This window comes from Weissella oryzae SG25 (assembly GCF_000691805.2).
Classification (GTDB): domain Bacteria; phylum Bacillota; class Bacilli; order Lactobacillales; family Lactobacillaceae; genus Weissella; species Weissella oryzae.
Genome location: NZ_DF820489.1, coordinates 1 through 26,265, shown reverse-complemented (window position 1 = coordinate 26,265; position 26,265 = coordinate 1). Strand labels below are relative to the sequence as shown.

General features: G+C 40.0%; 25 protein-coding genes. 22 read left to right on the top strand and 3 right to left on the bottom strand.

Annotated elements, in window-relative coordinates; genetic code table 11:
• The first annotated feature begins 4 nt into the window (after positions 1 to 4).
• Genes TT13_RS04910 through pyrE form a run of 3 tightly spaced genes read left to right on the top strand, consistent with a single transcriptional unit; the run spans position 5 to position 2,282 of the window.
• The gene (locus TT13_RS04910; RefSeq protein ID WP_027698968.1) at positions 5 to 934 is read left to right on the top strand and encodes a dihydroorotate dehydrogenase; all 930 of its coding nucleotides are present in this window, start codon (positions 5 to 7) and stop codon (positions 932 to 934) included.
• The gene (gene pyrF, locus TT13_RS04905) at positions 934 to 1,659 is read left to right on the top strand and encodes an orotidine-5'-phosphate decarboxylase (protein WP_027698967.1); all 726 of its coding nucleotides are present in this window, start codon (positions 934 to 936) and stop codon (positions 1,657 to 1,659) included. The genes TT13_RS04910 and pyrF overlap by 1 nt, the downstream gene beginning before the upstream one ends.
• Positions 1,656 to 2,282, top strand: coding sequence for an orotate phosphoribosyltransferase (gene pyrE, locus TT13_RS04900; RefSeq protein WP_027698966.1), 627 nt, complete (start codon positions 1,656 to 1,658; stop codon positions 2,280 to 2,282). The genes pyrF and pyrE overlap by 4 nt, the downstream gene beginning before the upstream one ends.
• 208 nt (positions 2,283 to 2,490) lie before the next feature.
• Here the strand turns inward: pyrE and TT13_RS04895 are convergent, their stop codons facing one another.
• Together TT13_RS04895 and TT13_RS04890 are read right to left on the bottom strand one after the other, a co-directional pair.
• Positions 2,491 to 3,234: an SDR family NAD(P)-dependent oxidoreductase gene (locus tag TT13_RS04895; RefSeq protein ID WP_045476677.1), complete on the bottom strand. Its 744-nt coding sequence runs from the start codon at positions 3,232 to 3,234 to the stop codon at positions 2,491 to 2,493.
• A 48-nt stretch (positions 3,235 to 3,282) separates the two neighbouring features.
• A complete protein-coding gene (locus TT13_RS04890; RefSeq protein WP_027698964.1) occupies positions 3,283 to 4,149 on the bottom strand; it encodes an NAD(P)H-hydrate dehydratase in 867 nt (288 codons plus the stop codon).
• An 888-nt stretch (positions 4,150 to 5,037) separates the two neighbouring features.
• Here TT13_RS04890 and pepV point away from each other — a divergent pair.
• From pepV to TT13_RS04795, 19 genes are all read left to right on the top strand, one after another.
• On the top strand, positions 5,038 to 6,456 hold the full coding sequence (pepV, locus tag TT13_RS04885) for a dipeptidase PepV (protein ID WP_027698963.1): 1,419 nt from the start codon (positions 5,038 to 5,040) through the stop codon (positions 6,454 to 6,456).
• A 229-nt stretch (positions 6,457 to 6,685) separates the two neighbouring features.
• Positions 6,686 to 7,477, top strand: a complete 792-nt coding sequence (locus TT13_RS04880; protein ID WP_027698962.1) for a RodZ family helix-turn-helix domain-containing protein — start codon at positions 6,686 to 6,688, stop codon at positions 7,475 to 7,477.
• Between the two features lie 79 nt (positions 7,478 to 7,556).
• Positions 7,557 to 8,603, top strand: coding sequence for a DUF1002 domain-containing protein (locus TT13_RS04875; protein WP_027698961.1), 1,047 nt, complete (start codon positions 7,557 to 7,559; stop codon positions 8,601 to 8,603).
• A gap of 112 nt (positions 8,604 to 8,715) precedes the next feature.
• Positions 8,716 to 9,489 (top strand): biotin--[acetyl-CoA-carboxylase] ligase, encoded by a 774-nt coding sequence (locus TT13_RS04870; RefSeq protein ID WP_027698960.1) that lies wholly within the window; start codon positions 8,716 to 8,718, stop codon positions 9,487 to 9,489.
• On the top strand, positions 9,486 to 10,019 hold the full coding sequence (locus TT13_RS04865) for a biotin transporter BioY (protein WP_027698959.1): 534 nt from the start codon (positions 9,486 to 9,488) through the stop codon (positions 10,017 to 10,019). Before TT13_RS04870 ends, TT13_RS04865 begins: the two co-directional genes overlap by 4 nt.
• Before the next feature lie 48 nt (positions 10,020 to 10,067).
• On the top strand, positions 10,068 to 10,628 hold the full coding sequence (locus TT13_RS04860; protein WP_027698958.1) for an AAA family ATPase: 561 nt from the start codon (positions 10,068 to 10,070) through the stop codon (positions 10,626 to 10,628).
• Between the two features lie 10 nt (positions 10,629 to 10,638).
• Complete coding sequence (locus tag TT13_RS04855) at positions 10,639 to 11,058, top strand: hypothetical protein (RefSeq protein ID WP_027698957.1); 420 nt, start codon at positions 10,639 to 10,641, stop codon at positions 11,056 to 11,058.
• A gap of 17 nt (positions 11,059 to 11,075) precedes the next feature.
• The gene (locus TT13_RS04850; RefSeq protein WP_027698956.1) at positions 11,076 to 11,867 is read left to right on the top strand and encodes a DUF6681 family protein; all 792 of its coding nucleotides are present in this window, start codon (positions 11,076 to 11,078) and stop codon (positions 11,865 to 11,867) included.
• Between the two features lie 160 nt (positions 11,868 to 12,027).
• Positions 12,028 to 14,040, top strand: a complete 2,013-nt coding sequence (locus TT13_RS04845; protein WP_027698955.1) for a DHH family phosphoesterase — start codon at positions 12,028 to 12,030, stop codon at positions 14,038 to 14,040.
• Between the two features lie 15 nt (positions 14,041 to 14,055).
• Positions 14,056 to 14,508 carry a 50S ribosomal protein L9 gene (gene rplI / locus TT13_RS04840; RefSeq protein WP_027698954.1) on the top strand — a complete coding sequence of 151 codons (453 nt, stop codon included), beginning with the start codon at positions 14,056 to 14,058 and terminating at the stop codon, positions 14,506 to 14,508.
• 131 nt (positions 14,509 to 14,639) lie between these two features.
• A complete protein-coding gene (dnaB, locus tag TT13_RS04835; RefSeq protein ID WP_027698953.1) occupies positions 14,640 to 16,055 on the top strand; it encodes a replicative DNA helicase in 1,416 nt (471 codons plus the stop codon).
• Positions 16,056 to 16,115: 60 nt separating this feature from the next.
• Entirely contained in the window at positions 16,116 to 17,318 is a 1,203-nt protein-coding gene (locus tag TT13_RS04830) for an MDR family MFS transporter (protein ID WP_027698952.1), read from the top strand.
• A gap of 146 nt (positions 17,319 to 17,464) precedes the next feature.
• A complete protein-coding gene (ispE, locus tag TT13_RS04825; RefSeq protein ID WP_027698951.1) occupies positions 17,465 to 18,322 on the top strand; it encodes a 4-(cytidine 5'-diphospho)-2-C-methyl-D-erythritol kinase in 858 nt (285 codons plus the stop codon).
• A gap of 23 nt (positions 18,323 to 18,345) precedes the next feature.
• Entirely contained in the window at positions 18,346 to 19,158 is an 813-nt protein-coding gene (locus tag TT13_RS04820; protein ID WP_027698950.1) for an SseB family protein, read from the top strand.
• Positions 19,159 to 19,181: 23 nt separating this feature from the next.
• The gene (locus TT13_RS04815) at positions 19,182 to 20,198 is read left to right on the top strand and encodes an NAD(P)/FAD-dependent oxidoreductase (RefSeq protein WP_027698949.1); all 1,017 of its coding nucleotides are present in this window, start codon (positions 19,182 to 19,184) and stop codon (positions 20,196 to 20,198) included.
• Between the two features lie 104 nt (positions 20,199 to 20,302).
• A complete protein-coding gene (gene gpmA / locus TT13_RS04810) occupies positions 20,303 to 21,016 on the top strand; it encodes a 2,3-diphosphoglycerate-dependent phosphoglycerate mutase (RefSeq protein ID WP_027698948.1) in 714 nt (237 codons plus the stop codon).
• A 503-nt stretch (positions 21,017 to 21,519) separates the two neighbouring features.
• Positions 21,520 to 22,119, top strand: coding sequence for a WxL domain-containing protein (locus TT13_RS04805; RefSeq protein ID WP_052348541.1), 600 nt, complete (start codon positions 21,520 to 21,522; stop codon positions 22,117 to 22,119).
• 112 nt (positions 22,120 to 22,231) lie between these two features.
• Positions 22,232 to 24,424, top strand: a complete 2,193-nt coding sequence (locus tag TT13_RS04800) for an L-type lectin-domain containing protein (RefSeq protein WP_027698947.1) — start codon at positions 22,232 to 22,234, stop codon at positions 24,422 to 24,424.
• Positions 24,425 to 24,444: 20 nt separating this feature from the next.
• Entirely contained in the window at positions 24,445 to 25,488 is a 1,044-nt protein-coding gene (locus tag TT13_RS04795; protein WP_052348540.1) for a WxLIP family cell surface protein, read from the top strand.
• Between the two features lie 56 nt (positions 25,489 to 25,544).
• Here the strand turns inward: TT13_RS04795 and TT13_RS04790 are convergent, their stop codons facing one another.
• Positions 25,545 to 25,931, bottom strand: coding sequence for a hypothetical protein (locus TT13_RS04790; RefSeq protein WP_027698946.1), 387 nt, complete (start codon positions 25,929 to 25,931; stop codon positions 25,545 to 25,547).
• Positions 25,932 to 26,265: the final 334 nt, after the last annotated feature.

The window sequence follows — 26,265 nt, the reverse complement described above, 5'->3', positions numbered from 1 at the left end:
AAAAATGGATGCAACATTAGCAGTACAACTGCCTGGATTAGCCTTGAAAAACCCAATTATGCCTTCATCAGGGGCTTTCTATTATGGTTTAGACCACCTAGATGATTTTGATTTGAACAAATTAGGTGCCTTGGTCCTAAAAACCACGACGGTAGAAGCACGGCAAGGCAATCCGGCACCAACGATTCTAACGGTTGAAGGCGATTCAGTATTTAATTCAGTTGGGCTAGCCAATCCAGGCGTTGTAAATGTTGTAAATGATTTTATGCCAGCTTTGGCAAGTGCATTGCCAGACCTACCGCAGATGATTTCAATTGCTGGTACAACCGTGGCTGAATATCAAAGTTTAGCGGCTGCCTTTGATAAGGTGCCAAATATTAGTGCGATTGAAGTTAATCTATCTTGTCCTAATGTTGAACATGGCGGACTAGAATTCGGGACTGAACCAAGCCAAGTAGCTGCTGTGCTTAGTGCCGTCAGAAGCGTCACAGATAAGGCAATTTATGCTAAGTTGACGCCAAATGTCACGGCGATTGCACCAATTGCGCAAGCAGCACAAGCAGCAGGGGCGGATGGAATTGTCTTGATTAATACAGTCAAAGGACTTGCCATTGACCGTAATAGTCGCCGTCCACTCTTGTATCGTGGGATTGGTGGGTTGTCTGGTGCAGCGATGAAGCCAATTGCACTACGTTTTACCTATGAAGCTAGTCAAGCAGTCGACATTCCTGTAATTGGGGTTGGTGGAATTGAAAACGTTGATGATGTGATTGATTTCTTAATTTGTGGGGCCAGTGCCATTCAGGTTGGTCGGATGAACCATGTTAATCCAAAGATTATGGAAGAATTGGTTGATGAACTTCCAGCCGCGCTAAAACGGTATGGTTTTGATTCAGTTCAGGCCGCCACAGGTAGTTTGGAGTGGAACTTCTAATGAAAGCACCAATATTTATTGCACTAGATTTTGCAAATGCAAACTTAATGACGCAATTCTTAAATCAATTTGCAAATGTTGATGAACAACCGGCGGTTAAGGTTGGTATGGAATTGTTTTATCAAGCCGGGCCGGTCTTAATTGACCAGTTGCACGCTCAGGGAATCACGGATATTTTCTTAGATTTAAAGCTATATGATATTCCTAATACAGTTGAAGCTGCCGCCCGTGATATGGGGCGTTTAGGGGTGACATACTTTACAGTCCATGCGGCGGGTGGTCAAAAAATGTTAGAGGCTGCTCAACGTGGTGCCCAGGCTGGTGCCCAAGAGGCCGGGCATCCAACGCCACATGTTTTAGCTGTGACCCAGTTAACCTCTTTTGGGGAAGCCGAATTAATTGCAACCCAACAACTGGCAGTTTCCTTGTTGGATTCAGTTAAACATTTGGCTCAATTAGCGGATGTTGCTGGCGTGGCTGGCACCATTAGTTCAGCACATGAAGCCCAAGCAATTCAAACATTGACGCGAGAAGGGTTTGAAACGATTACACCAGGAATACGTTTGGCTGGCGATGATGCGAATGACCAAGCCCGGGTAATGACGCCGGGTAAAGCTGCGCAAATGGGTGCAACCGGTTTGGTTGTTGGTCGTTCAATTACGCAAGCGCTAGACCCGGTTGCTGCTTATGAGCGGGTGATTCAAGAATTTAGTGAGGGAATATGATGACAGTTGCAAGTGAAATTGCTGAAAATTTATTAGCCATCAAGGCGGTGAAACTACAACCAAAGATGCCCTTTACATGGGCCTCAGGGATCAAGAGCCCAATTTATACTGATAATCGTCAAACCATTGGCTACCCAAAAGTCCGGCAAGCAATTGCCAAGGGACTAAGCGAATTAATTAATCAGCATTTTCCAACGGTTGATATAATTGGTGGCGTGGCTACAGCTGGGATTCCGCATGCAGCTTGGGTGGCTGATGTAATGGTCAAGCCAATGATTTATGTTCGTTCGAAACCTAAAGATCATGGTGCTGGTAAGCAAATTGAAGGGCTTGATGTAGCTGGCAAGGCTGTGGTTTTAATTGATGACCTGATTTCAACTGGTGGTTCAGTTTTGGGTGCCGTTGAGGCGGTACGTGCCGCTGGTGGAACAGTCTTGGGTGTCGTTGCAATCTTTTCATATGAGTTAGCAGCAGCAGAAATCAACTTTGCCAGTGCGCAAGTACCATTTTATGTGGTAACAAACTATTCGACTTTGATTGAAGTTGCCAAGAAAAACGGTGATATTAACGCTGAAGAGTTGGCATTATTGCATCGTTGGCGTGAAAATCCACAAGCTTGGTAAAAATCTTACGCGAACTAAATTGTTGGTAAGCCTGAGCTAGATAAATGGTAGTTAGCACATTTTGAACATTGAGGTGCCATTTATTGGTCATAAACGGTTTTAGGTATAAGTGATTCATATATTTTCAAAAAAGGTAGGCAAACATTTCCAAAGAAGTGTTGACCTACCTTTTTTATAATATTAATTTTTAAAAGCTGTGGTTCAGTTATTAGTCAAAAAGTTGGCCTTCATATGTGGTAACTTCTTTACCATCAAATTCAACGATATGACCGTTATGATTTTTACCATCAAATAAGAAACTAACAATATTTTCAGCAGCTTCACCAGGAGTTTTGATTGCCAACTTATTATAATCATTGGTAGCTGTCATACCATTTAAGCTAGTTGCAACGGCACCAGGCATTACACCGAAAATTTGACGCTGACTACCTTGTTTTTCAAATTCACGACCAAACGCCATCGTCATTACGTTTTGGGCCGCCTTTGAAGTTACATAAGCCAGTGGCTGCCAGTAAGTAGCAGTAACTGGGACGGTTACATTTAAAATTTTTGCGGTTGGAGTCAACTTAGGCAAAAAGCTTTTAATTACCTCATGCGTACCTAAAAAGTTTGTCTCAATCGTTTGTTGTAAATCAGCGGTTGTGTAGTCAAAAGGTGATTTTTCCATATCTAATGGCCCACGTTCTGTTGCAAGATTACCAGCTATGCCAGCATTGTTAATCAAGTAATCTAAATCACTAATCTGATCAGCTGCCTGATGAATACTTGTAAAATCATTTAGATCAATTTTGATAAATGAAGCAGTGATGCCAGTCTTTTCTAGCTCTGTCACGGCCTGATTACCTAATTGTTCGTTCCGTGCACCAACTAAAATTTCAATTCCACGCTTACCAAGTGCTTCGGCGATACCAAAGCCGATACCTTTATTTGCACCTGTAATTAATGCTTTCATGTTTATACCTCCATTATTTACTTATTTGAAAAAATCAGCCCGCTAACTTTAATTAGTTGGGTTTTCAGGTTCTACAAGATTATTTTTAATCCGTGCCATATAATTTGGTAGGAAATCTGCGATAATACTTGGTTTGACAATGTAAGAGTGCTGGGCCATTTGATCGGCAATTGCCGAATGGACATAGACAGCGGCTTCAGTTGCTTTAATTGCATTTGGAAATTGAGCGATGAAGGCGGCGATGATACCAGCTAGAGTGTCACCCATACCGCCAACTGCCATATAAGGTCCACCAATGCCTAAGTGAAATTCACCAAGTTCAGACATAATTAAAGTGTGATGTTGTTTTAATACAAGCACATTGATATTTAAAATTGAACGTTGAACATTATTGAGTGATAGGTTGTCTTGATAAGATAACTTAATGCCAGAAAGCACTTCCCACTCCCCTTGGTGCGGGGTGGCCACGCTGAAGATATTTAGGGGGAAAACTAGATTGTTCTCGGCCATAACTTTTAAGGCTGAACCATCAACAACTAGCTTTTGAGCGGTTTTAATTGTCGTAAAGGTTTTTTTAACTAAATGAACGGCCAATTCGTCAGTTCCTAGGCCAGGCCCAATTAGAATTACATCGGCTTGTTCAATTGCTAAAGCTAGTTGAGCATCATCATGCCAATCAATAACCATAGCTTCTGGTGTACGACTATGTAAAGCGGTGAAGTTAATTGGATCAGTGGCTAAAGTAACTAAGCCAGCACCCGCATTAATTGCCGCGGTTGCTGCCATGATGCCGGCGCCCCCAAATTGGGGGTTCCCAGCGATTACCAAAACTCGACCAAAGTTTCCCTTATGGGCCGCTACTGGCCTTTTTTGAATAATTTCATGGACAATGGTTGATGTAAGTTCTTCAGTCATATTTGGTGTCTCCCTATTTTGCTAGATACTTCTATTATAAGCCTAAAAGGCACTTTGGTAAGCATAACAAATTTAATCAATAATCGATTAAGTATCAACTAAGCAAATTTTCGATACCTTTATCTTGTAAGCGATTACAATTGGTGTTAGTATAATGGTGTACCAAAGGAAAGGTGGTAATGAGCTTGGTAGAAAATTCATTCTCAACTTCAGCTATTACATTGCACACTTTAACCTACATGGGCGTGTCACAGTAATGACCCAAGATCTACGAAAGTATCTGAATTTTATTCGATAAACATATGTCTTGATGTTGACAACTCTTGGTGTTATTAGCAATTAGTGTAAGTACAAGATTTGATAGTCACGGTAATTCAGTGATGAAAGCAGAAATCTTAGCTATTTACCTAACCCGACACGATTCGCTTTTTCAGGGCTTAGTGATAAGCGCGGTGACTTTCAGTCATGAACGGATAATGTGGGTAACGTTTGTTAATGTTTAATATAGATGATTTGGTCGGATTTATCAGTGACAGACGTTTAGGCCTGCAGACTAAACTTCTGATAAATTCTTTAACAATTGAATATTAGGGAGGCCATCTGGTAGCCCTAGCTGAGTCGTAGTGGCTTAGTGAAAACCAACCGCGGAGGATTTAATTGACTCGGCGGTTTTTAATTATTAAATTAATCAGGCAAATTCAATAAAGCAGTAGTTTTAAAAGATTATGAGAAAAAGTGCGTTACTAATAAACAAAGAGTTACTTGATTGTAAGACCTTACAAGTCGGCTGATAGCCTAAACAATTATGAGAAAACAAGAAATCTTTGCTTGTAGTGTGATTAGAGTTGTATAATAGTGATAATTTTTAATTAATCGGAGGCCGTGAATATGACACAATGGCGTTTACAAGCATTAAAGTATGAGGATGCTTTGCTAACGGATTTAAAGGAAATGTTGGCAATTAAGTCTGTGCGTGACGATGCAGCAGCAACAACTGACGCGCCCTTGGGTCCTGGACCAAAGGAAGCTTTGCTAAAATTTGAAGAGTTTGCAAAGCGTGATGGTTTCCGTACAGGAAATTACAAAAACTTAGTCGCTTATGCTGAGATTGGACCAGAAGATGCAGCTGAATCAGTTGCAATTATTGGTCATTTGGATGTAATGCCAGCGGGTGATCTTACAAAGTGGGATACTGATCCTTTCACACCAACTATTAAAGATGGTCGTCTATATGCACGTGGTGCATCTGATGATAAGGGACCTTCATTTGCGGGTTACTATGCAATGAAGATGCTCAAGGAATTAAATATTCCTTTGAAGCGTAAGTTGATCTTTGTAATGGGAATTGATGAAGAGTCTGACTGGACTGGAATGGATGACTTCTTTGCTGAAATGGGTGAGCCAACAATGGGCTTCTCACCAGATGCAGAGTTCCCAATCATTAACGGTGAAAAGGGTAATGTTTCAACGGTTGTACGTTTTGCCGGAACTAATGGTGGAACTTACAAGTTGGTCAACTTTGAAGCCGGTGAGCGACCAAACATGGTACCTGGTGTTGCAACCGCAGTTGTTGAAACTGAAGCTGCAGCTGATTTAGTGGAAGCATTTAATGCATACTTATCTGAAAATCCACAAATCAGTGGAAGTGCTACAATTTCAGCCAACCAAGTAACGTTCACTTTGAATGGTAAGCAAGTTCACGGTGCTTTCCCAGAAAGCGGTCTAAATGCTGGAACGTATTTGGCTAACTTCTTGATGGGCTTTGATTTTGCTGCTAATGCTAAGGGTTACTTGGCATTCTTAGGTGATGCTGCTCATGATGATACAAAGGCTACAAAGATTGGGGCAGCTAAGCACGATGATTTGATGGGTGATCTATCAATGAACGTTGGTATTCAACGCTTCACAGCTGGCGAAGACGGCTTCATTAATTTGAACTTCCGTTACCCACAAAATACAACTGCTGAGGCAATTGAGGGCTTTGTTAAGGCCGCTTTGCCAGCTGGCTTTGATGCCCAAGCAGTCAACGAAGGCCATGCAATGGGACCTCACTATGTGTCAGGTGATGATCCACTAGTACAAACGCTTTTGCAAACTTACCGTGATCACACTGGCTTGCCAGCTTCTGAGCAAGTTATCGGTGGTGGTACTTTTGGTCGTTTGTTGAAGCGTGGAGTAGCCTTTGGCGCAATGTTTGAGGGTGTACCTGATACAATGCACCAAGTTAACGAGTTCTACCCAGTTGCTGATTTGACTCGTTCAATGGCAATCTTTGCGGATGCAATGGAACGTTTAGCAAACAATTAAAGTAAACAGTAATTAATGATAATCAATTTACTTGTTAGGCTACTTGCCGCAGGTAAATTGATTTTTTTATTTACTGGGAATTAGTATGGTTTTGTTCGGATATTACGAACAAAAAAAGATAATTCTGTGAATAATAACCCAAACTAGACCAATTCTGCACTTTTTCAGATAATTTAGGGTATAATCGCTTAAGTAAATTACACAGTTAATGAAATAAGTGGAGAGAAATATGGTTAAATTTAAAGGAATAAGCTTATTATTCTTTAGCTTGGCGCTAGGCTTACTGAGTTTGAGTCCTAGTTATGCTAATAACCTTGCTAGCGTGGCTAGTGCACCAGTAGCAAGCACTAATTTACCAGAAATGGCGCAACCATCAGAAAATCAAGACGCTACTATTCAAAATGCAAGTCTTAGTACAGCAGAAATAAACCCAGCGATTAGCAGTGCTAGCTCATCAGCTAGTCAAACATCCGGGGATACTACACCAATATCAGACCCGAATGAAGCAACTAGTGCTGATAGTTCATCAGCAGAGCAAGCATCTGGAAACATTGCTCCAATTCCTGATCCAGCCGACAATGCAAGCAGTAGTAATCAAGTTGCCACTAGTGAATCAAGTACAGTTAATACGACTTCAGCCACTAAGCAAGCTGATAATGTAATTGCAACTACACCTAGTTTGGCTAGTAATTCAGTGGGTTCAGGCGTACAAACGGCCGGGATTGAGTCGGTCATTGCTAGTCCAGACACAACAGTCACGAATCCCGAAACACAAACCAACTTATTGCGGACACCAAGTAGCACTATAAGTGGTGAGAATCAGTCGGCAATAATCTATAAGACGGAAAATAAAAGGTATGTGAAGGCGAAGAATTTAGCTGAAATGCTACCTAATTCGGACATCTATCATATCAATTGGAATCCCGCAATGCTTTTGATTGCAGGGTTGGCACTAAGTAGTTGGATAGTTATTATGTTTGTAATTACTTATCGACAAAATAGGCTTGAAGCACAAATTTAATTGCGAGGGAGTTAGGGTTCGTTTATGGTAACCTGAGCTCCCTTTCTTTATAATGAAGGCATAGCGGAGGAAGCTTAAAATGAAAAGTAAAAATTTAATTGCGAGTATCTTAGTTATAGGTACAGTAACGACTGCAGTTACAACAGTCGTAACCATTAGTGAGCCAACGCTAACAAGCGCTTGGGCAGACACAAATACGACCACGCAAGACACAGGTAGCGCCACGAGTGCCACAAGTAGTCAGGTGCATACGCTATCGAAATCTTATGTAGTATATGGAGCAGGCGCATCACAACAAAGTACGTTGAGTACGATTTTAGGTGTGACTAATAATTATCAACAATTGACAACGACTGGTGCTGATGCGGCCCAATACTTAGGTTTAAGTGGTGTTGCTGATTCTGCAATGATTTCATCCGTAGCGGTTGCCCCGGCTGAACCTGGTACGGGAATTTTAGTTAATATCAAAGATTTTAACGGTCAAAATAATATTACACAGGTAACATCACAGCAATATTCAATGGCTGCAACAATGGCCGGTGTAAAAGATGTCATTATTACGGTGTCAGCTAATCAACCAGTTTCAGGTGAGGCAGCCTTAGCTGGTGTGTATAAAGCGTTATCAACTGATGGGGCTACCATCGATCCAACTAATACGACAGCTGCAAATAATGTAATGAGTGCAACCCAATCAGCTATTAACGCAAATCCTAACGATAAGAGTTATGCAGGAAAGTTGACTTCAGCGGTTACACAAACTGCGGGGCAGGTTGCTCAAAAGAAACAAGACGGACAAACAATCAATGTAAACATTATTATCAATCAATTAAATATCAATCTGCAAAAGCAAGGGATTGCGAATAAAACTTCAGATGCTCAGGTGCAAAGCATTGCAACCGCGCTACAAGGAGTTGCTGATGCACCAATTTCAAATTCATCAGCGTTCGTATCACAGGCTAAAAACTTGGCTGGGCGTTTAAGCGGATCAGTTGGTAATATCATGGCCCAAGCAAAGGACTTTGCAAATTCAGCAGACGTAAAACAAGCTGCAAACTGGTTTATTGCTAATGTATGGAACCCGGTTGTAAGTTGGTTCCAGAGTATCTTTGGCCAAAGTAGTAATTAAGACGCAGAAAAAGCTATTAGCAAAGAATTAAAACTTAAGAGGAGCGGCTTGGCTTAATGTTAGTTAATCGATAATAATATTTAGGTATCTTTAGCCGATATGACCTAGTAAAATGAATGCAAAAGAAATTACAGCATATCTAACAACACCAGCCATTGAAGTATTAACTTTTGATACAATTGATTCTACAAATACCGCAGCTAAACGTTTGATTGCAAATGGTGAAATTACCGGTACTAATGCATTAATTGCTAATGAGCAAAGTGCTGGCTATGGCCGGCATGGGCGTTCTTTTTATTCACCAGATGCGACTGGTTTGTATTTAACGGTTATTCAGCCATTAAAGCAAATAAAAGCTAGCCCTGGATTAATTACGACCGGGATTGCCACAGTTGCGGCTGAAACATTGAGCAATCAATTAGCAGTTGAAGTTGGAATCAAGTGGGTCAATGATTTATATTATCAAGAACGAAAAGTTGCTGGAATTTTAGTTGAACAAGTTGAAGATGCAACAACTAGTTATTTGGTAATTGGTTTTGGCCTTAATTTATTAACTAATACCTTTCCTAAAGGCCTTGCTAATAAAGCTGGTGCTTTGCTGACAAATGTTGAAGTCAATCGGGCCAGTCTAACTGCGGCCTTGATTGAAGCTTTTATCGGTTATTTTGAAAGTGATTCAAGTGCTATTTTAGCTCGCTATAGAGCTCGCTCTTTAGTGATTGGGGAGTACGTTGAGCTATTATTGGGTCAGGAAAAATTAAAAGGTCGGGTCAAGGCAATTAATGATCAAGCCGGCTTAGTTATCGAAACGAGCACAGGTCAGGAAAAAACGCTTTATGCGGGTGAAATCACTAAATTATATATGACAGATTGGACGGTATCATGAGAGCAAAATCATTAGCCTTAGCAGCAGTTTTCGCGGCTATTATCGCTGTATTATCCCCAATATCAATTCCTTTAGGTCCAATCCCATTAACCCTACAAACGTTAATCATTCCATTGATTGCTAGTATTACCTTACCTAGAATTAGTTTATCTGCGGTCCTAGTTTACTTAGTATTAGGTTTACTTGGTTTACCCGTTTTTGCAGGCTGGCAAGGTGGTTTGACGCCTTTCTTGGGACCAACCGGCGGATATTTAGTGGGAATGCTAATTTTTCCTTTGGTAATATCTTTTGGAATGTTAAAAAATCAATCAATTATTTGGTTGACGCTTTTAAATTTTATTGCCGCAGGCTTACAATTATTTGTGGGAGCGCTATGGTTGGCTCACGTGGCCAATATGACACTAAGCGCTGGTCTTTTAGCTGGGTTTGTAGCCTTTCTAATTCCAGCCTTGATTAAGGTTGCTTTGGTAAGCTTATTAGTGATTTTAATCAAGCATCGCCTAGCACTCCCACTGGGGTTAAAAATATAAAAAGAACCGGTCGACAAAATGTGCCGGAACTGGGACGGTTTGATTATAATGAAGCGGAAAGTTTTTGTTTTAACAGGTAATACGGGAACTGGTAAGACGACAGTTGCCAATTACTTGCAGGATTTTTATGAGATGCCAAGAGTAATTACTCATACGACACGCCTACCGCGAGATGGCGAGATGGATCAAATTGATTATTATTTTGAAAATGCCGATAGTTTTAAAAATAATCATTATTTAGAGACAGTTCTTTATGATGGACAACAGTATGGTTCATCTTGGGAAGGTTTGGAGCGGGCTTGGGAGAAAAATCCGCTAATTACAATTGTTCTAGATACGGCAGGGGCAATTACTTACGCTGAAGAATTGGCCGATAAGGCAGTAGTGATTTATCTGACGGTTAGCCGACCTAATGAATTGTTAAATCGGCTGGAGCGCCGTGGGGATAATGTCACCATGATGAAGCAGCGCTTAGCCTCAAATGAATTTGAACGGGATAATGTTTTGCCAAAAGCTTTAGTAGGTAAAGCAGTTGTCGTTACAAATGATGACTGGGAGGAAACCCGTACAGCAATAAATCAAGTGGTACAGGCTGCAATTGAAGAATAGGAGGGGCTTTATGGCATATCGAACACCACCAATTATTACGCCAGTAGCATTAGTTTCATTAATTTTGGCCTTAAGTGCAACAAATGCAATTGTAAATGTTTCAACAGGGACTAATAATGGTAGGTCAAAAACGCAATCTTCATTAGTTAGCTCAGTAAGTAGTGAGGATAGGCCGGTAACAAATAAAACGAGTACGTCTGATAGCCAAGCTACCAGTACAACTAAAACTGATACGATGAGTTCAGCAGCAACAAGTGATAATACTACTAATACCAATGCACAAAGTAGTTCAGCAACCAATAATAATGATACGAACAAAACTAGTGGGGAAAACGACACGAATAATAACACGAATGCTTCCTCGGCAGCGACTACTACTAGCAGCTCAGCTGCTAGTTCAAGTGGTGCAAGTAGTGCTAATAATAATTAAGCTAGGAGGGAGTAATTATGTTAACAATTCTTGATATGTTAAATCATTATCTTGGCTTTTTTAATGTTAATACACGTTGGAAAGGCCGCGTCTATTCACTCTTAGCCTTGGTAGGTGATTTTTATCTATTATATTTGGCAACTCAATTTTTCAAAAACGCAGCTTATCTGCGTGGTAGTTCAATTGTATTAGCTTTCCTAGTGATTCTGTATTTTGCCATTTTAAATGTGATTTACTATTTTACCAATAAGACGGTCAAATGGGACATTTCACCAAAAATTGAAAAATATTTGGGTACACAGGAAGTCAAAGATAATAGTCGCCGTAATCAGCGCACTTTTATACCTGCAAATGGAATTTATAATCCAAAGGATGTTTTGCCGGCTAGCATTATTTCAGATGAAGATATGCAAGCCGAATTAGACTTGGTTGCACAGCAACTACAGGCTAATGGTTTAATGCAAAAAGATTTTGGTGGTTTAAGTGAAGCAGAGCAGCTGAACTATTTGACAAATGAACCAATTATTTATGCTAATCATCCTGGAACGGCCTTACCTTACTCACACTTACAAGCCGAACGTGGTGGTTTAGCTCTTTATGGTGGAGTTAATGAAATGTTTGCTAAGCGTTTGGGACGTATTGCAACAGTGGGCTTAATGCCGGTTAGCGAAGCACTAAAGGAAAATGAACTCTTTATTGCAACTGCGGTTTTGCAAGGTGGTTTAGGTCATGTTCGAGGAAGGGCAGGCCTAACGGAAGAAAGTAAACCATACAGCTTGCATGTTGAAATTGCATATAAACGTAAGTAAGTTTATTTAAAAACATAGGATTTGGGATCTGCCCAATTAGTCCTATGTTTTTTTCTTGCAGACGCGGGGATGTGACTTAATTCTTTATCAATCTTAGGAAGCGTTGAATTCATGGTATAATTTAGGCAGTGCATAAAATTATTGGAGAGTAGGTGACCACATGGAAGGTGAAAATTCCTTCTCCGCGGTTTTTCATAACAAACAATTAAGCGGCGTAGCCATTATCGTATCGCTAATGGCTGTGATTGGCACGGTTGTAGCCTTTTTAGTTCATTGGATTATTGGAATAATCTGGGTTTTATTGGTAATTGTTGCTTTGGTAGTTACTTTTAGAACTTTACGCGCAATTGGTGAGGAAACAACAACCTATATTCGGGGATTAACAACACGGATAAACCGAGCGGAGCAAGAAGCAGTCGTGCAAATGCCGATTGCAGTGATTTTATATAATAATGACAATAATGTAGTCGAATGGGTCAATCCTTTTATTCAAGGGATTTTGGCTGATGAAATCATTATTAATAAAGAGCTTAGTGAAGTAAATAAGAATTTAGCGGCCTTGGTTAAGAATTGGTATGATGAGGAGAGTCGGGTGACGCGCTTAAACTGGCTTCATCGCGTTTTTGATGTACAAGTTCAACCGGAACTTGGCGTAATTTATCTACAAGATGCGACCAAGAGTGCACAAATCCAGGCTAATTATGAAACTCATCGGCTATTCTTAGGTCAGGTTTCAATTGATAATTATGATGAAGTGACTGAAGGAATGTCTGATGCTGATACATCATCTTTGCGCTCTTACGTAACGCGAACTTTGTCTGATTGGATGCAAGAACGTGATATTTATGTGAGACGCTTAACTTCAGTGCGCTATCTTTTAATTGGTTACCGCAGTGGTTTGCGGGCAGCCGAAAATGATAAATTTAATATTTTAAATACAATCAGAGAGATGACCTCAGCGCAAAATACGCCACTATCACTATCAATTGGAATCGCATATGATGAGGCAAACATTACTGAGTTGGCTGGTAACGCTCAGATTAATTTGGACTTGGCCCTTGGACGTGGTGGCGACCAAGTAGTAGTACGTTCTGAACAAGGTCGGGCTCGCTTTTATGGTGGGAATACTAATCCAATGGTTAAGCGAACTCGAGTGCGGGCTCGTATGATTTCACAAGCCTTGGCTGAACTAGTTCGCCAGGCTGATCAAGTCTTCATTATTGGCCATGCTCGGCCAGATATGGATTCATTTGGTGCAGCTTTAGGTATCCGTCGTTTGGCAATGATGATGGATAAGCCAGCTTGGGTTGTCTATAAAGATACAGGTAAGGCACACACGGATATTAAGCTGTTACTAAATCAAATTGTTAATGAACAAGGTGATGGTGTGGTGTTGACGCCAAATGAAGCGATGTTGCGTGCAACAGATCATTCGCTCTTGGTAATGGTAGATCATTCCAAACCATCTTTGAGTGAGGACCGGGATTTTTATGACCGTCTGAAAGACCGGCTAATTATCATTGATCATCACCGGCGGGGTGAAGAGTTCCCAGAGAGTTCGCTGTTGACCTATATTGAACCTTATGCGTCGTCAACGTCGGAGTTGGTTACAGAACTATTTGAATACCAGCCAAGAAGAACTAAGGGATTGACACGCTTAGAAGCCTCAGCATTACTCGCTGGAATTCAAATTGATACTAAGTCATTTACGCTCAGAGCTGGGACTCGTACCTTTGATGCTGCATCGTATCTACGTTCAGTTGGTGCTGATGGCGATATGATTCAGGATTTCTTGAAAGAAACGGTTGAAGATTATCGTGATCGTTCACATTTAATTGAACAAGTACAGATTCATGATCGTTCAGCAATTGTGATTGGTGAAAACAATGTCAACTATGATAGTGTCGTAACCGCTCAGACGGCTGATGCACTATTACAGTTAATTGGTGTTGATGCTTCTTACGTAATTACTCGGCGTGATAACCATACGGTTGGTATTTCTGCACGGTCAACTGGCGCACAAAATGTTCAGCTGGTGATGGAAGCCATGGGCGGTGGTGGTCATTTGAGCAATGCGGCAACGCAGATAACTGATGCAACAACTGATGAGGTTTACCTACAGTTAGTTGAGGCCATCAGAGAAATTAAAGCAAAAAATAGTAATATAGAATAGTGGAGGTCTTGGAAAATGAAGGTGATTTTCTTAGAGGATGTTAAGGGTCGCGGTAAAAAAGGGGAAATAAAGAATGTTCCCGATGGATATGCAAATAATTTTTTGATTAAAAATCATAAAGCCGAGGTTGCAACTAACGCCAACATTTCCGCTCTAAACGGTCAAAAGAAGGCTGCTGAACGTGAGGCTGCTGAAGAATTGGCAGCAGCACAAGCTTTGAAAGAAAAAGTTGAAGCTGACGATACAGTAATCGAGTTGAAGGCTAAAGCTGGAACAGATGGTCGTTTATTTGGAGCAATTTCTTCTAAACAAGTGATTGAAGCTGCTGAAAAGCAGTATGGATTGAAACTTGATAAGCGTAAAATGGACATGAAAGAGCCGATCCGGGCCCTAGGTTACCGGACGGTTACGATTAAGCTTCATCGTCAGGTTGAAGCAAAATTACGTATCCATACGGATGAACAATAAGCACAAGCATTAAAAAAACAAGGTACCTGTGTTGTATGCAGGTCCTTTTTTGTTTACAATAGCTCCAGGAGCAATAAAGGGTAGGACTGACAGCAAAGCGGGTCGGTTCTAATTAAAGGGGAAGATTTAATATGGCAGACGATACGCAAACAATGAGTTTACAAGCTCCACAAGATAATGTTGCTGAACAGTCAGTCTTAGGTTCTGTTTTGATTTCGACCGACCCAACTGACACAATGGCAACAATTAGCCCAATTATTCAACCCAATGATTTCTTTAGAACGGCTCATCGGGTGATTTTTGCGGCGATGCTAGCCTTAGATGACCAACAACAGCCAATTGATCAGGTAACACTAGTCAATCAATTGAATGCAATGAATCAATTAGAGAATGCTGGTGGTGAGGCCTATTTAGTTGACTTAGCTTTGGCTGTACCAATCGCATCGAATGCAGAGTACTACGCAAAAATTGTTAAAGATAAGGCGCAAAGGCGCAGTATGATTGACCTTTTGCAGGGCGCAACGCAAGAAGCTTATGGTGAAACTGATGCAGTTGAAGATGCGCTAGCCAAGATTAGTCAAGGCTTAGATGGAATTACCACCAACCGTGCTGGTGGTGATTTTAAACGGATTGCCGATGTAGTAAACCGCTCTTTTGAACAGTTAGAGTTAAATGCGCGAACTGAGGGAAATATTACGGGATTAGCTTCCGGTTACCCGGCCTTGGATAATATGACAACCGGTTTTGGTGGCGGTGAAATGATTATTGTGGCTGCCAGACCAGCGGTTGGTAAGACGGCTTTCGTCTTAAATATTGCACGGAATGTAGCAATTAATAATCCCGCTTTGCCGGTTGTGATTTTTTCTTTAGAAATGGGTGATACTGATTTAGTTAATCGAATGTTAGCCTCAACCGGAAACATTAATTCACAACATATGCGAACTGGTGAATTAGACGATAATGAGTGGCAGCAATTGACCATTGCAATGGGGTCATTGGCTAATACCAAAATTTTTATTGATGACACTCCAGGAATTAAAGTAACAGAGATTCGTTCCAAATTGCGACGCTTAGAAAAACAAGAAGGTCAGTTAGGTATGGTCATTATTGATTACTTGCAACTAATTGAAGGTTCTGGTTCGGAGAGTCGCCAACAGGAAGTTTCAGCGATTTCACGAGCAATTAAAAAAATGGCAATGGAATTAAACACGCCAGTCATTGCACTGTCGCAACTATCGCGTGGCGTTGAGCAACGTCAAGATAAACGCCCCGTGATGTCAGATATTCGTGAATCTGGATCAATTGAGCAAGATGCGGATATTGTTGCCTTTTTGTACCGCGAAGACTACTACGAACGAGATAATGATGACACAGATAACCAAAGTGATCCTCGTGAAGGTGAGGATGCAGATGTCGGCGAAATCGAAATAATTTTAGAGAAAAACCGACGGGGAGCGCGGGGAACGGCGCGACTGCTATTTGTAAAATCATATAATAAGTTTTCTAGTATTGATTACCGGCCTGATATGACGGCTGGATTTGGGTAAAAACAAAAATAAGATGGCTGAAGGCAACCTTTCAGCTGTTTTTCTTTTAGGAGGGTTGGAATGCAAGCAAGACGAGTTGGGCTACCATTGAAGTGGCTCCTAACAGTTTCATTTATTAATAGTTTTGGATTTGATTTTCTTTGGCCATTGGCATCAGTATATATTCATGAGCAACTGGGTCAAGATATGGTGACCGTTGGTTGGGTATTGTTTGTAAATGCGCTTTTGCAAATGATTGGAGCCCTTTTGGCGGGAAGATTATTTGATAAATTTCAGCCCTATAAGCTTTTTCGCGCTGGCGCTTTAGCCATGATGGTCTTTTTATCATTATTGGTTGTTTGGCACGGTTGGCCAATTTTTCCAGTGCTTTTATCAGCAACTGGTTTCTTATTTGGTTGGCTGACAGCCCTAATAAATTCTTATGGTACAAGGGTCTACTCGCATGATGGTCGGTTTGTTTTTAACATGCTCTACTTTATTGCGAACTTTGGAATGGCCTTTGGTACGGCCTTAGTCGGCTTTATCTATGGTTGGGGTGTGCAATGGCTATTTATCTCAGCCTTAATCTTATATACAGTGATGTTAATTGTCGCCTGGCGTTTCTTAGGAATGGAGTTTCCACAGTTGGAACACGTTGAAGGGCGTAATCACAAGTTTAAGTCAATTATGCCAGCTTGGAACTTAATCATTATCTATACGCTGGTGGTCGCCTTGGTCGTTTTGCATACGGCTTATGTTCAGTGGCAAGGTAACTTATCAGTCTATATGTCTAGTATCTTACGACTACCACTCTGGCAGTATTCGATTCTGTGGACCATTAATGGCGTTTTGATTGGTGTATTTCAATTAATGATTAACGTTTTGAATGTGTCGGCTAGTCGGAAAATAATGATTATGCAGATTTTAGTCGGACTTGGCCTATTTGGCTTAGCTTTCTTAGTCTTACCTTTTGCAAAGACCTTTGCAGCTTTTGCAGTGGCAATGGCAATTACGACATTGGGTGAAACGATTGCCTTTCCAATGGTTCCCGTCTTAGTTAATGAGATTACCCCGATGGATTTAAAGGGGCGTTATCAAGGCGTATTGTCAGCAGCGCCTAGTTTAGGTCGGGCAATCGGACCTGTTGCCGGTGGGGCTTTAATTGAATTAGACGGGTATAAAGTACTGTTTGATACAGCCGCAGGAATGTCTTTTGTTGCGTTAATCGGTATTGCAATTGTTATGGCAGTGGGCTTTAGGAAAACCAGTAAGTTTGGTCAATAACAAATAGTATGGCTCAATGATGTCAATTTACTTTTGACATCATTGGGTCTTTTTATTTTGCTCGAAGATTTTAGTAGATAGATTATTATTCTTTAGCCTAACCTTGGTATAATATGACTTAAGATTATCATGAAAGGAAAAAGCCAATGGAAGTATTGGAACGTGCCTATGCAAAATTAAATATCAGTCTTGATACACCTTTTGTTCATCCGAATGGTGATCAAGAATGGGACATGTTAATGGTTGCAATTGATTTAGCGGATACCCTAACAATTCGTACCACGACTAAACACCATGATATTATTGTTGAGTCAACAAGCGGGATTCTACCATTGAATGAAAAAAATCTAGCCTTTCAAGCAGCCATGCTAATGCGGAATGAAGCGCAAGTAAGTGAAGGTGTCGAAATTCATATTGATAAGCGCATTCCAGTTGCTGCTGGAATGGGTGGCGGTTCCTCTGATGCGGCCGCTGTGTTACGCGGTTTAAACCGTTTATGGAAATTAAACCGATCTGAACAAGAGCTGGCACAGCTTGGCTTGCAAATTGATGCAGATGTTCCGTTTTGTGTATATTCGCGGCCAGCACGGGTTACTGGACGGGGGGAGCGCGTTGAACCGTTGACAGCAAAGCTTCCGCCCCTTTGGTTAGTTGTCTCCAAACCAGCAATTTCTGTATCAACACCGAAAATTTTAAGGTTGATTGATTACGAACAAGTTGAACATGGTGATATGGACAAACTAATGGAAGCAGTGAACACAAGCCACTTTAATCAAGCTTATAAAGCAATGTTTAATGTCTTAGAACCACTAACTGCAACGCGTTTTCCAGAGATTATTAAGCTAAAGGAAAAAATGTTGCAGTTTGGTGCAGATGCAGCACAAATGTCAGGAACTGGTCCAACGGTTTTTGGCATTACAGATAAGCATTCCCGCGCTAAACGGATTATGAATGGAATTAAAGGCTTTGTTTCTGAGACTTACCTTGCTAGACTGATTAATTAGATAGAACGTATAGAGGAGATAATATGAATCCAGAAGAATTTGAAAATAGTGCTCTTTTAAGCGCTTTAGAGCAATTTAGAATTGAAGAAAATCCTGAAAATGAAGCTAATTTTGTTGCTGAGTTAAAAGCGGCGACCTTTTTAGCACCAGTTAATTTTAGCCAAGCGCCAATTACTAATGATGACGGTTCAGTGGCTTTAGCTGAAAACACCGAAACACGCTTAGTAGCCTTGCAGACCGAAGAGGGGCAAAGCGTCTTCCCAATCTTTACTGATATGGAAGCCATGGCAGCCGGCGACATGGCGGCAGATGAGGATTTATATACTTGGCCAATGACTTTAGAAGAATATTTACCAGTTGTAAATCAAGCTGGTGATGAGTTAGCCGGCTTAGCCCTAAATCCCTTTACTAATGGAATGCCAATTTCACGTGAGAATCTCAACTATTTGTTTGCTGACCGTACGCATAGCCCACAGCCAGGTGGACAAACTGCAGCTCAAGGGTCTGAGGATGCCGAGTTAGATATTCAAGATACTGATGACAAGAGTCTGCCAACGCCACTAATGGCCGAGTTGATTGGTATTGCTGACGATAGTTATGGTGAAATTCAAACGATGTATTTGCTTTGGCTAACCAACAACAAAACCAAAGTGGCTAATTATTTATTGGTAATTGATGGTCCGGATGCAGAGAAGCTTAGAGCTTTCTTCCCTGAATTCGCACGGGCTTTTGGTAACTTCGCACCTGAAGGTAAATCAGCTGTTGATATGATTTTGCAAAGTGACCTGGGTCTTGATTTGACAGAATTTAGAGCTAAATACACTAGAAACCTTTAAAGTTTTAGAGATGGGGTAGAAAAATGAGCGAGCTAAAGGATACAGATTTAACGATTATAGGTGCTGGACCAATTGGCCTTTTTGCTGGTTTTTATGCTGGGTTAAGAGAGTTAGATACTGTGATAATTGAGTCTTTGGCCAGTGTTGGCGGTCAGGTCGCTAATTTGTACCCAGAAAAAAATATTCTCGATGTAGCTGGTTATGTGAAGACTTCTGGGCGGGATTTGGTTGGAAGTCTAAAAACGCAAATGGAGCAATTTCCACAGCATTTATATTTAAAAACAACCGTAACAAATGTTATCGCAAAAGAAACTGGATTTATTGTGCAAACAAACCGAGGGAGTTTCCATTCAGCTGCGATTTTGATTGCAACTGGCCGTGGGGCATTTGAGCCGCGCCGACTACCGGCTGAGATTGAACAAGATTTAGAGGGAAAAGGAATCCACTACTTTTTGGGTGATTTAAAGCAATATGCTAGCCGGCGAGTTTTAGTTGCTGGTGGTGGCGATTCAGCAGTAGATACAGCTTTAATGTTGAATGAGTTAGCTAGTGAAGTTCATTTAACTCACCGGCGTGAAACCTTTAGAGCCATGGAAAGTGCAGTAACGACTTTAGAGCAATCTGATATTATTTTACAAACTCCATATAATATAAAGGCGATTCAAAAGAATTTAGATGGCTCCTTGGCTGTTGATTTACTTAAGGTACGGACTGAGGAGCTTAAGACAATTATCGTTGATGATATTGTTGTTTCCTACGGCTTCATTTCAGAAAATAAGATTATTGATGGTTGGGAAGTTCAGCCATCAACTGAACGATTAAAGTTTGTTGTGAATGCTGAGCAGGAGACTTCGGAGCCAATGGTTTTTGCAGTGGGTGATGTAGCTGGTTATGGCGGTAAGGCCGAATTAATTGCAACGGGCTTTGGTGAAGTTCCTACGGCAATTAATGCTGTGATTCGTCGGCTCTATCCAGAACGGCAGACGGCACCAGAGCATTCTTCAAGCATTGTTATTGAAGAAGGTCAGGTTAAACGCTGATTTCTGTGTATGAAAGCGGATACAATCAAATAGAGGAAGTCCACTAAAGAAAAAAAGTGATACAATGAACTTACAATATTTATAAAAGAAGAGGTACTTTTTCAATGGCAAAGTTAGTTTTGATTCGTCATGGACAATCTGAATGGAATGCATTGAACTTATTCAACGGTTGGGTTGATACTAAGTTGAGCGAGCAAGGAATCCAACAAGCACGTAAAGCTGGTGAGATGTTAGCTGCTGAAGGAATCCAGTTTGACCAAGCTTATACATCTGTTTTGACTCGTGCAATCACAACATTGCACTTGGCCCTTGAAGAAGCTGGCCAACTATTCATCCCTGAAGCTAAGTCATGGCGTTTGAACGAACGGCATTATGGTGCTTTGCAAGGATTGAACAAGGCTGATGCTGCTGAAAAGTGGGGCGCTGATCAAGTTTTGCAATGGCGCCGTTCATATGATGTTTTGCCTCCATTGTTGACTGAGCAAACAGAAACAGTTGAAGTCTTAGGTAAGACTTATGCTGCCTTTGACCGTCGTTACGCAGATGTACCTGAAGGTGAGCTACCATTCGGTGAGAACCTAAAGGTTACTTTGGAGCGTGTCTTGCCTTTCTGGGCTTCAAATATTGAAGCTGATTTGAAGGCTGGTAAGAACGTAATTATTGCAGCCCATGGTAATTCATTGCGTGCTTTGGTAAAGCATATTGAAAATATTTCTGATGATGATATTTTGAAGGTTGAAATTGCCAATGGTCAACCTTGGATTTATGATTTTGATGCTGATATGAAAGTTGCTGATAAGAAGATTATTGGCGAATAATTAAAACTTAATAGAAAAGCCCCGTAAGTTGATTTAGCTTACGGGGCTTTTCTATTTTATAAATAATAAAATAATTTCAGTTAGGACTACTAAAAATTAATTCTTTTGGTAATTGGAGTATACCAAAGATATATAAATATTTTTAAATAATAAATTTGTACATTTTAATGGCTTGAATAGGACAAAAAAATATGTATGTATAAAGAATTGTGCATATTATGCAAATAGCTATTAAAAATAATAAAAATTAGTCAAATAAAAAGATTGTAAAGTATAGCCTGTATGATATAAAATATCATTGGCCTTGAGATAGCTGAGAAATAGTAAGTGAATACTTTAGCCAGTTTGAAAGAAATCGACTAATTGATTTTAATTGCTGCTTTGTGCAATTTAGTTAGATTAGTCATTCTAAGCTAAGAGAGAGTTTCAGTCTTATTTTACTCAATTAATCAAACGTCAAAAATACTGTTATGTAATCTCAAATACATGGGGGAAATAAGTGAATGAAAATCGCAACAATTTTAACGGGTAGTTTGGTAGTTTCAACAAGCTTTGCTATCTTGGCTAGTGGTTCAGTCTTTGCAGCAACAAGCACACAGGTGGGAACTTCAAATGTTTCGGCTAGTTTGACAGCACCAAAGCAGCCAGAAGATCAAACTCTTACCTTAAATAAGGTTCCTGATTTAGACTTTGGTACAAAAGAAATTACAGCATCTGCGCTTGATTTAGCTCAAACAACCAAGGTAGGTGATAGTAAGGTAGCCGTTTCTGATTCACGAGGAACTGGTGCTGGCTACACTGTCACAGTAGCCTTGACCGGTGCTTTTAAGGATGCAAGTTCACATACCTTAGCCGGTTCAACTTTAACATTGAATAATGTTGACGCAATGAGTGCTGATAGCGGTGCTGATATTGCGAATAAGACAAGTGCAACTTTGACTGATAGTTCAGCTCAAACAATCATTACAGCTGCTAAGGATCAAGGCTTGGGTAACTGGAATTATACAATTAGCGGTTCTAACTTGCATGTATTGCCAGGTATGTATGCGGGCAACTACAAAGGACAACTTACTTGGACTTTAGCTTCAACACCAAAGGCATAATTAGTTTAGCTTGGACAGCTCTTCAATGAGCTGTTACATTTGAAAATTTGTGCGAGTAAGTTTGTGAATGTAACAGCTTAATTATGAATGGATATACAAGGGGGGGATGAGGTTGAAAATTCGTAGCCTAGTAAAAAAGTGGCTAAGGCCAGTTATATCTATTGCGATTACTTTGGGAACAGTTACCCTTAGTGGACAAGTGGCCTTTGCGACAATTGATCCAGTGCCAGATCATATCGCTAATATTGACCATTTATTTGCTTTACCTAGCGGATCTGATAGTGTCCTACCGGATAAAGGTGTAACGGTGGTTAATAATGCTTTGCCAAATCAATCAGGAGCGATATGGTCTCAGGAGGCTAATAAAATTGATCTAACCAAGGATTTTACATCAACAATGCTTTTGAATTTTGGTGATTCAGCAGCTTCAGCAGCTGATGGGATGGCCTTTGTTATGCATAATGATAGTAGTAAAACCGGTGCAATTCAGCCCAGTAATACTCCGGGTAACCAATTAGGGGTATGGGCACCGCAATTAACTGATGCTAGTTCAAGTAATGTTGAGGTAAACAAAGCGATTCAAAACAGCTTTGCTGTTGAATTTGATACTTATCAAAATAATAACTGGGACGTCAGTGATTTTTCACAAGAACAGTCGTGGGGACGTTATAGTATTAATGAGACGCAGATTTCAGGACAAAGTCATATTGCCTATGGCTTTCCAAGCCAGACTTCATCTTATTATGTTGGCCAGACATCATCAGGGATTTTTGGTTTGACGACCAAATACTCCAGTGCTCTAAAGCATCAAGGCCTACAGACCTTTTCAAGTACCATATCTAATGGACGTTGGCATACGTTTAAAGTTTCCTGGTCAGCGGCAAATAAAACCTTAACTTACAGTTTCGATAATCAAGCCCAGCCAACGGTAGTTAGCATTAATCCAATGCAAACCTTTGGCTCAAATTCGGTATATTGGGGCTTTACGGGTAAAACAGGAACCTTTTTTGAACGTAATGCAGTAGCCTTTCAGTCAATTTCAAATATTCCAACCACGAAACAAGATTTCAAGACCTACCATAAAAATGCTGATGGTTCACAAGGTAATGAAGTTACGCAAGCTAATCCCGCAAAACCAAATGAAGACCTATTGGGTGTGATTAATGGTACGAATACATCAAATACGACGGATACAAGCTGGAAGTCTGTTGCAATTCGTGGAAAGAAGATGGGGACTGATAGTAATCAAGGTTATTTATATAATAGTGGTGCTGGGATAACAATCAATGGTAAGAAACTTGATGGTAGTAGTAATTACCAAACACCAGCAGTTGATTTAAATGGCAATGCACAAACAGTGCGTAATGCTAAGGATACAGATTTATTTAGTACGAAATTGGGTGATTATGGCACTGGTATTAATTTAGGTGACATTGCTATGGGCTCCACAATTACTACTAAAGTGAATTTCAAAGCGGGAAGTCCAACGCCAACGGATGGTAAGAGTAATTTAGGTTCAGAAATGGACATTAGATTGGACGGTACTACGGCGAGCGAAGAAACTATGCTAAAGGCTTATGTAACGAGTGTGCCAACAATGAGTCTTGACAGTCAAGCAACTGCAAATAGTCCCACAATTATAACTGGTGATAATACTTTAACACTTAGTGGTAAGTGGCAGCAGCCTAGTAATGATAGCAAGGCAGTTGGTACTTTGAACTATAGTATCGATGATGGACCAAATAAAACGGTGGCCTTGAATAGTATTGGAGGCGACTTTACGCAAAAAATAGACCTAAGTGGTGTTTCTATGAGTCAAGTCCATAAAGTATCAGCCTATATTTCAAATGCTGGTTATAATGAAAAATCTAATGTAGTAACGACTTATGTTACTGGTGGTAGTTTAAGTTTTAGTCAAATAAATTCAGATATTGGTTTTTCAGATGGGATAACTGGACAGAATCAGTTATTAGGCCGTAACAGTGATAATTGGGCACCAACAGTTCGCGACACTCGGGGGAAAGGTTCTAGCTGGACCTTAATGGCGCAGGCCAGTCCTTTAGTACGAACAAGTGATAATAAACAACTCGATGGTAATCTGGTTTACGTAGCAAATAAGCAAACAGCGAATATTACAAATACTGCGACAGTCGTTGCTAATAAAGTCACAACGACAGATTTTGATGAGACTGCGGTTAATTGGTCAAAGGATGCGGGTATTATGCTGCAATATAGCGGGGGTGCCTATTCAGGTGAATACACTGGGACAATTAAATGGACTTTGGCTAGCGTACCAAGTCCTTAATTAAAATGGGGTAATAATTAATGACAAAGAATTTGAAAAAGTATGTATTATTTGGAATATTGAGTTTGGTCACCTTTTTGGGATTACTTTTAAAAACGACCAGTCTGGTGCATGCTGAGGATGTAAAGTTTTCAGTTACGCCAATTTATCCTAGTAATCAGATTGATTCAGCCGCTGGTTACTATAAGCTCAAGGTTACGCCTGGAATGGAAGAACAAGTCCAACTAGCAATTCAAAATACGGATAATAAAAAAATCCGGTTGAAAATTACACCAAATGCGGCCATTACAAATGACAACGGTAATATTGATTATAGTAATAGTACCAAGAAGCCAGATAAGACTTTGCAATACCCTTTGAATAAACTTTTTTCAGGAGCACAAACAATTACGGTTGATGCAAATAGTAAAAAAATAGTTAGCTTCACCTTGAAAGCACCACAAGAAACGTTTAGCGGACAAATTCTTGGTGGCTTTTATGTTACTCAATTAGATAAGCAAACAAACACTCCTTTGCAAAAGGATAAAGCAGTTGGTATAACAAACCAAATTTCATACGTTACTGGGATTCAATTAACTAGCTCTGATACAATGCCAGCACCTGAATTAAAGTTAAACCAAGTCCAAGCAGGTTTGCGTAATGGTCATACAGCACTTTTAGCTAACTTACAAAATGTTAAAGCTAATACGATTGGTGAGGTAAAGATTAAGACAGAGGTTAGGCGCGCTGACCAAAAGAAAGTTTTGTTTAAAAGCTCAAATAGCGATATGTCAATTGCACCTAATTCAAATTTCAATTATTCAATTGGGTTACAGGATCAAGCGATTCAGGCTGGTAAATATCATCTAGATATGACTGTCGATTCAAATAAAGGTAAGTGGCATTTTAGTAAGGACTTTACAATCACAGCTAAGGATGCCAAGTACTACAATGGCAAGGCGGTTGGTCAAACTAATCCTAATTGGTTATTGTACTCACTAATTGCTCTTTTGATTTTAATTATAATTGGGTTAATCATCTTGCTTTTCAGGCGAAGAAATAAGGATAACAGCACAAATAACTAAACTCAATGGTGATAAAATACAAAAAACGCCAACCAGATAATGGTTGGCGTTTTTTGTTAGAGCAATAATTCAAACTCTAAATTATTGTATTGGTCACGCTCGCGAATTTGATGATAGCCAAACTCTTGGGTCTTACGAGCAAGTAAATCAGTTGACCAACTGATTTTTTTAGCTGAATCAGCAAACATTGCTTCTTTTAGTTGGTTGACTAAAGCTAAGATAGCAGTAGCTTGGTCAGCATTCATTGATGCATATAGGCGCTCATCATTACCATATTTTTTTGAAATTCGCTTCAAGGTTACATTCATTACTTGCCGAGTATAGGCTGGATTGCGATTGAGACGAACTGAGAAATTGATGTGATTGTAATGGAAGTCCCGGCTGTATTGTAATAGCATTGCTAGAAATGTTTCGCCGGCAACTTTTTCTGGTTTTGAACTCATAGTAACTTGCCTTCTTTAATTATATTCGTATAGATTAATTTTAGAATATCATGATAAGGCAGGCTTGTCATGATAAGTAGTTAAGAAATGGTAAAAGGAATTGCACATATTAGTAATCAAGTGTAATGTATATCAAGTCGTAACAAGCAAGATATTTGAATTTAAAGGCAAATAAATTACTTGTTGACAAATTGAGATAACTTCTGTAATATTAATTAAGTTGTTTCAAAGATATATACAAATACCTGGTAAAAAGATTTAATAAAACAGGTGTTGACAAGGTGATTTAATTACTATAGTATATATCAAGTCGTCAAACGACAAGTAGATCATT

Excerpts from the sequence above, each read along its gene's own strand:
- TT13_RS04805 (WP_052348541.1), top strand. The coding sequence starts at position 21,520 with ATGAAAATCGCAACAATTTTAACGGGTAGTTTGGTAGTTTCAACAAGC.
- ispE (WP_027698951.1), top strand. The coding sequence starts at position 17,465 with ATGGAAGTATTGGAACGTGCCTATGCAAAATTAAATATCAGTCTTGAT.
- TT13_RS04865 (WP_027698959.1), top strand. The coding sequence starts at position 9,486 with ATGAGAGCAAAATCATTAGCCTTAGCAGCAGTTTTCGCGGCTATTATC.
- TT13_RS04855 (WP_027698957.1), top strand. The coding sequence starts at position 10,639 with ATGGCATATCGAACACCACCAATTATTACGCCAGTAGCATTAGTTTCA.
- TT13_RS04845 (WP_027698955.1), top strand. The coding sequence starts at position 12,028 with ATGGAAGGTGAAAATTCCTTCTCCGCGGTTTTTCATAACAAACAATTA.
- TT13_RS04895 (WP_045476677.1), bottom strand. The coding sequence starts at position 3,234 with ATGAAAGCATTAATTACAGGTGCAAATAAAGGTATCGGCTTTGGTATC.
- TT13_RS04830 (WP_027698952.1), top strand. The coding sequence starts at position 16,116 with ATGCAAGCAAGACGAGTTGGGCTACCATTGAAGTGGCTCCTAACAGTT.
- TT13_RS04870 (WP_027698960.1), top strand. The coding sequence starts at position 8,716 with ATGAATGCAAAAGAAATTACAGCATATCTAACAACACCAGCCATTGAA.
- pyrE (WP_027698966.1), top strand. The coding sequence starts at position 1,656 with ATGATGACAGTTGCAAGTGAAATTGCTGAAAATTTATTAGCCATCAAG.
- TT13_RS04790 (WP_027698946.1), bottom strand. The coding sequence starts at position 25,931 with ATGAGTTCAAAACCAGAAAAAGTTGCCGGCGAAACATTTCTAGCAATG.
- TT13_RS04890 (WP_027698964.1), bottom strand. The coding sequence starts at position 4,149 with ATGACTGAAGAACTTACATCAACCATTGTCCATGAAATTATTCAAAAA.
- TT13_RS04820 (WP_027698950.1), top strand. The coding sequence starts at position 18,346 with ATGAATCCAGAAGAATTTGAAAATAGTGCTCTTTTAAGCGCTTTAGAG.
- dnaB (WP_027698953.1), top strand. The coding sequence starts at position 14,640 with ATGGCAGACGATACGCAAACAATGAGTTTACAAGCTCCACAAGATAAT.
- TT13_RS04875 (WP_027698961.1), top strand. The coding sequence starts at position 7,557 with ATGAAAAGTAAAAATTTAATTGCGAGTATCTTAGTTATAGGTACAGTA.
- pyrF (WP_027698967.1), top strand. The coding sequence starts at position 934 with ATGAAAGCACCAATATTTATTGCACTAGATTTTGCAAATGCAAACTTA.
- TT13_RS04850 (WP_027698956.1), top strand. The coding sequence starts at position 11,076 with ATGTTAACAATTCTTGATATGTTAAATCATTATCTTGGCTTTTTTAAT.
- TT13_RS04815 (WP_027698949.1), top strand. The coding sequence starts at position 19,182 with ATGAGCGAGCTAAAGGATACAGATTTAACGATTATAGGTGCTGGACCA.
- TT13_RS04910 (WP_027698968.1), top strand. The coding sequence starts at position 5 with ATGGATGCAACATTAGCAGTACAACTGCCTGGATTAGCCTTGAAAAAC.
- TT13_RS04795 (WP_052348540.1), top strand. The coding sequence starts at position 24,445 with ATGACAAAGAATTTGAAAAAGTATGTATTATTTGGAATATTGAGTTTG.
- TT13_RS04860 (WP_027698958.1), top strand. The coding sequence starts at position 10,068 with ATGAAGCGGAAAGTTTTTGTTTTAACAGGTAATACGGGAACTGGTAAG.
- rplI (WP_027698954.1), top strand. The coding sequence starts at position 14,056 with ATGAAGGTGATTTTCTTAGAGGATGTTAAGGGTCGCGGTAAAAAAGGG.
- TT13_RS04880 (WP_027698962.1), top strand. The coding sequence starts at position 6,686 with ATGGTTAAATTTAAAGGAATAAGCTTATTATTCTTTAGCTTGGCGCTA.
- pepV (WP_027698963.1), top strand. The coding sequence starts at position 5,038 with ATGACACAATGGCGTTTACAAGCATTAAAGTATGAGGATGCTTTGCTA.
- gpmA (WP_027698948.1), top strand. The coding sequence starts at position 20,303 with ATGGCAAAGTTAGTTTTGATTCGTCATGGACAATCTGAATGGAATGCA.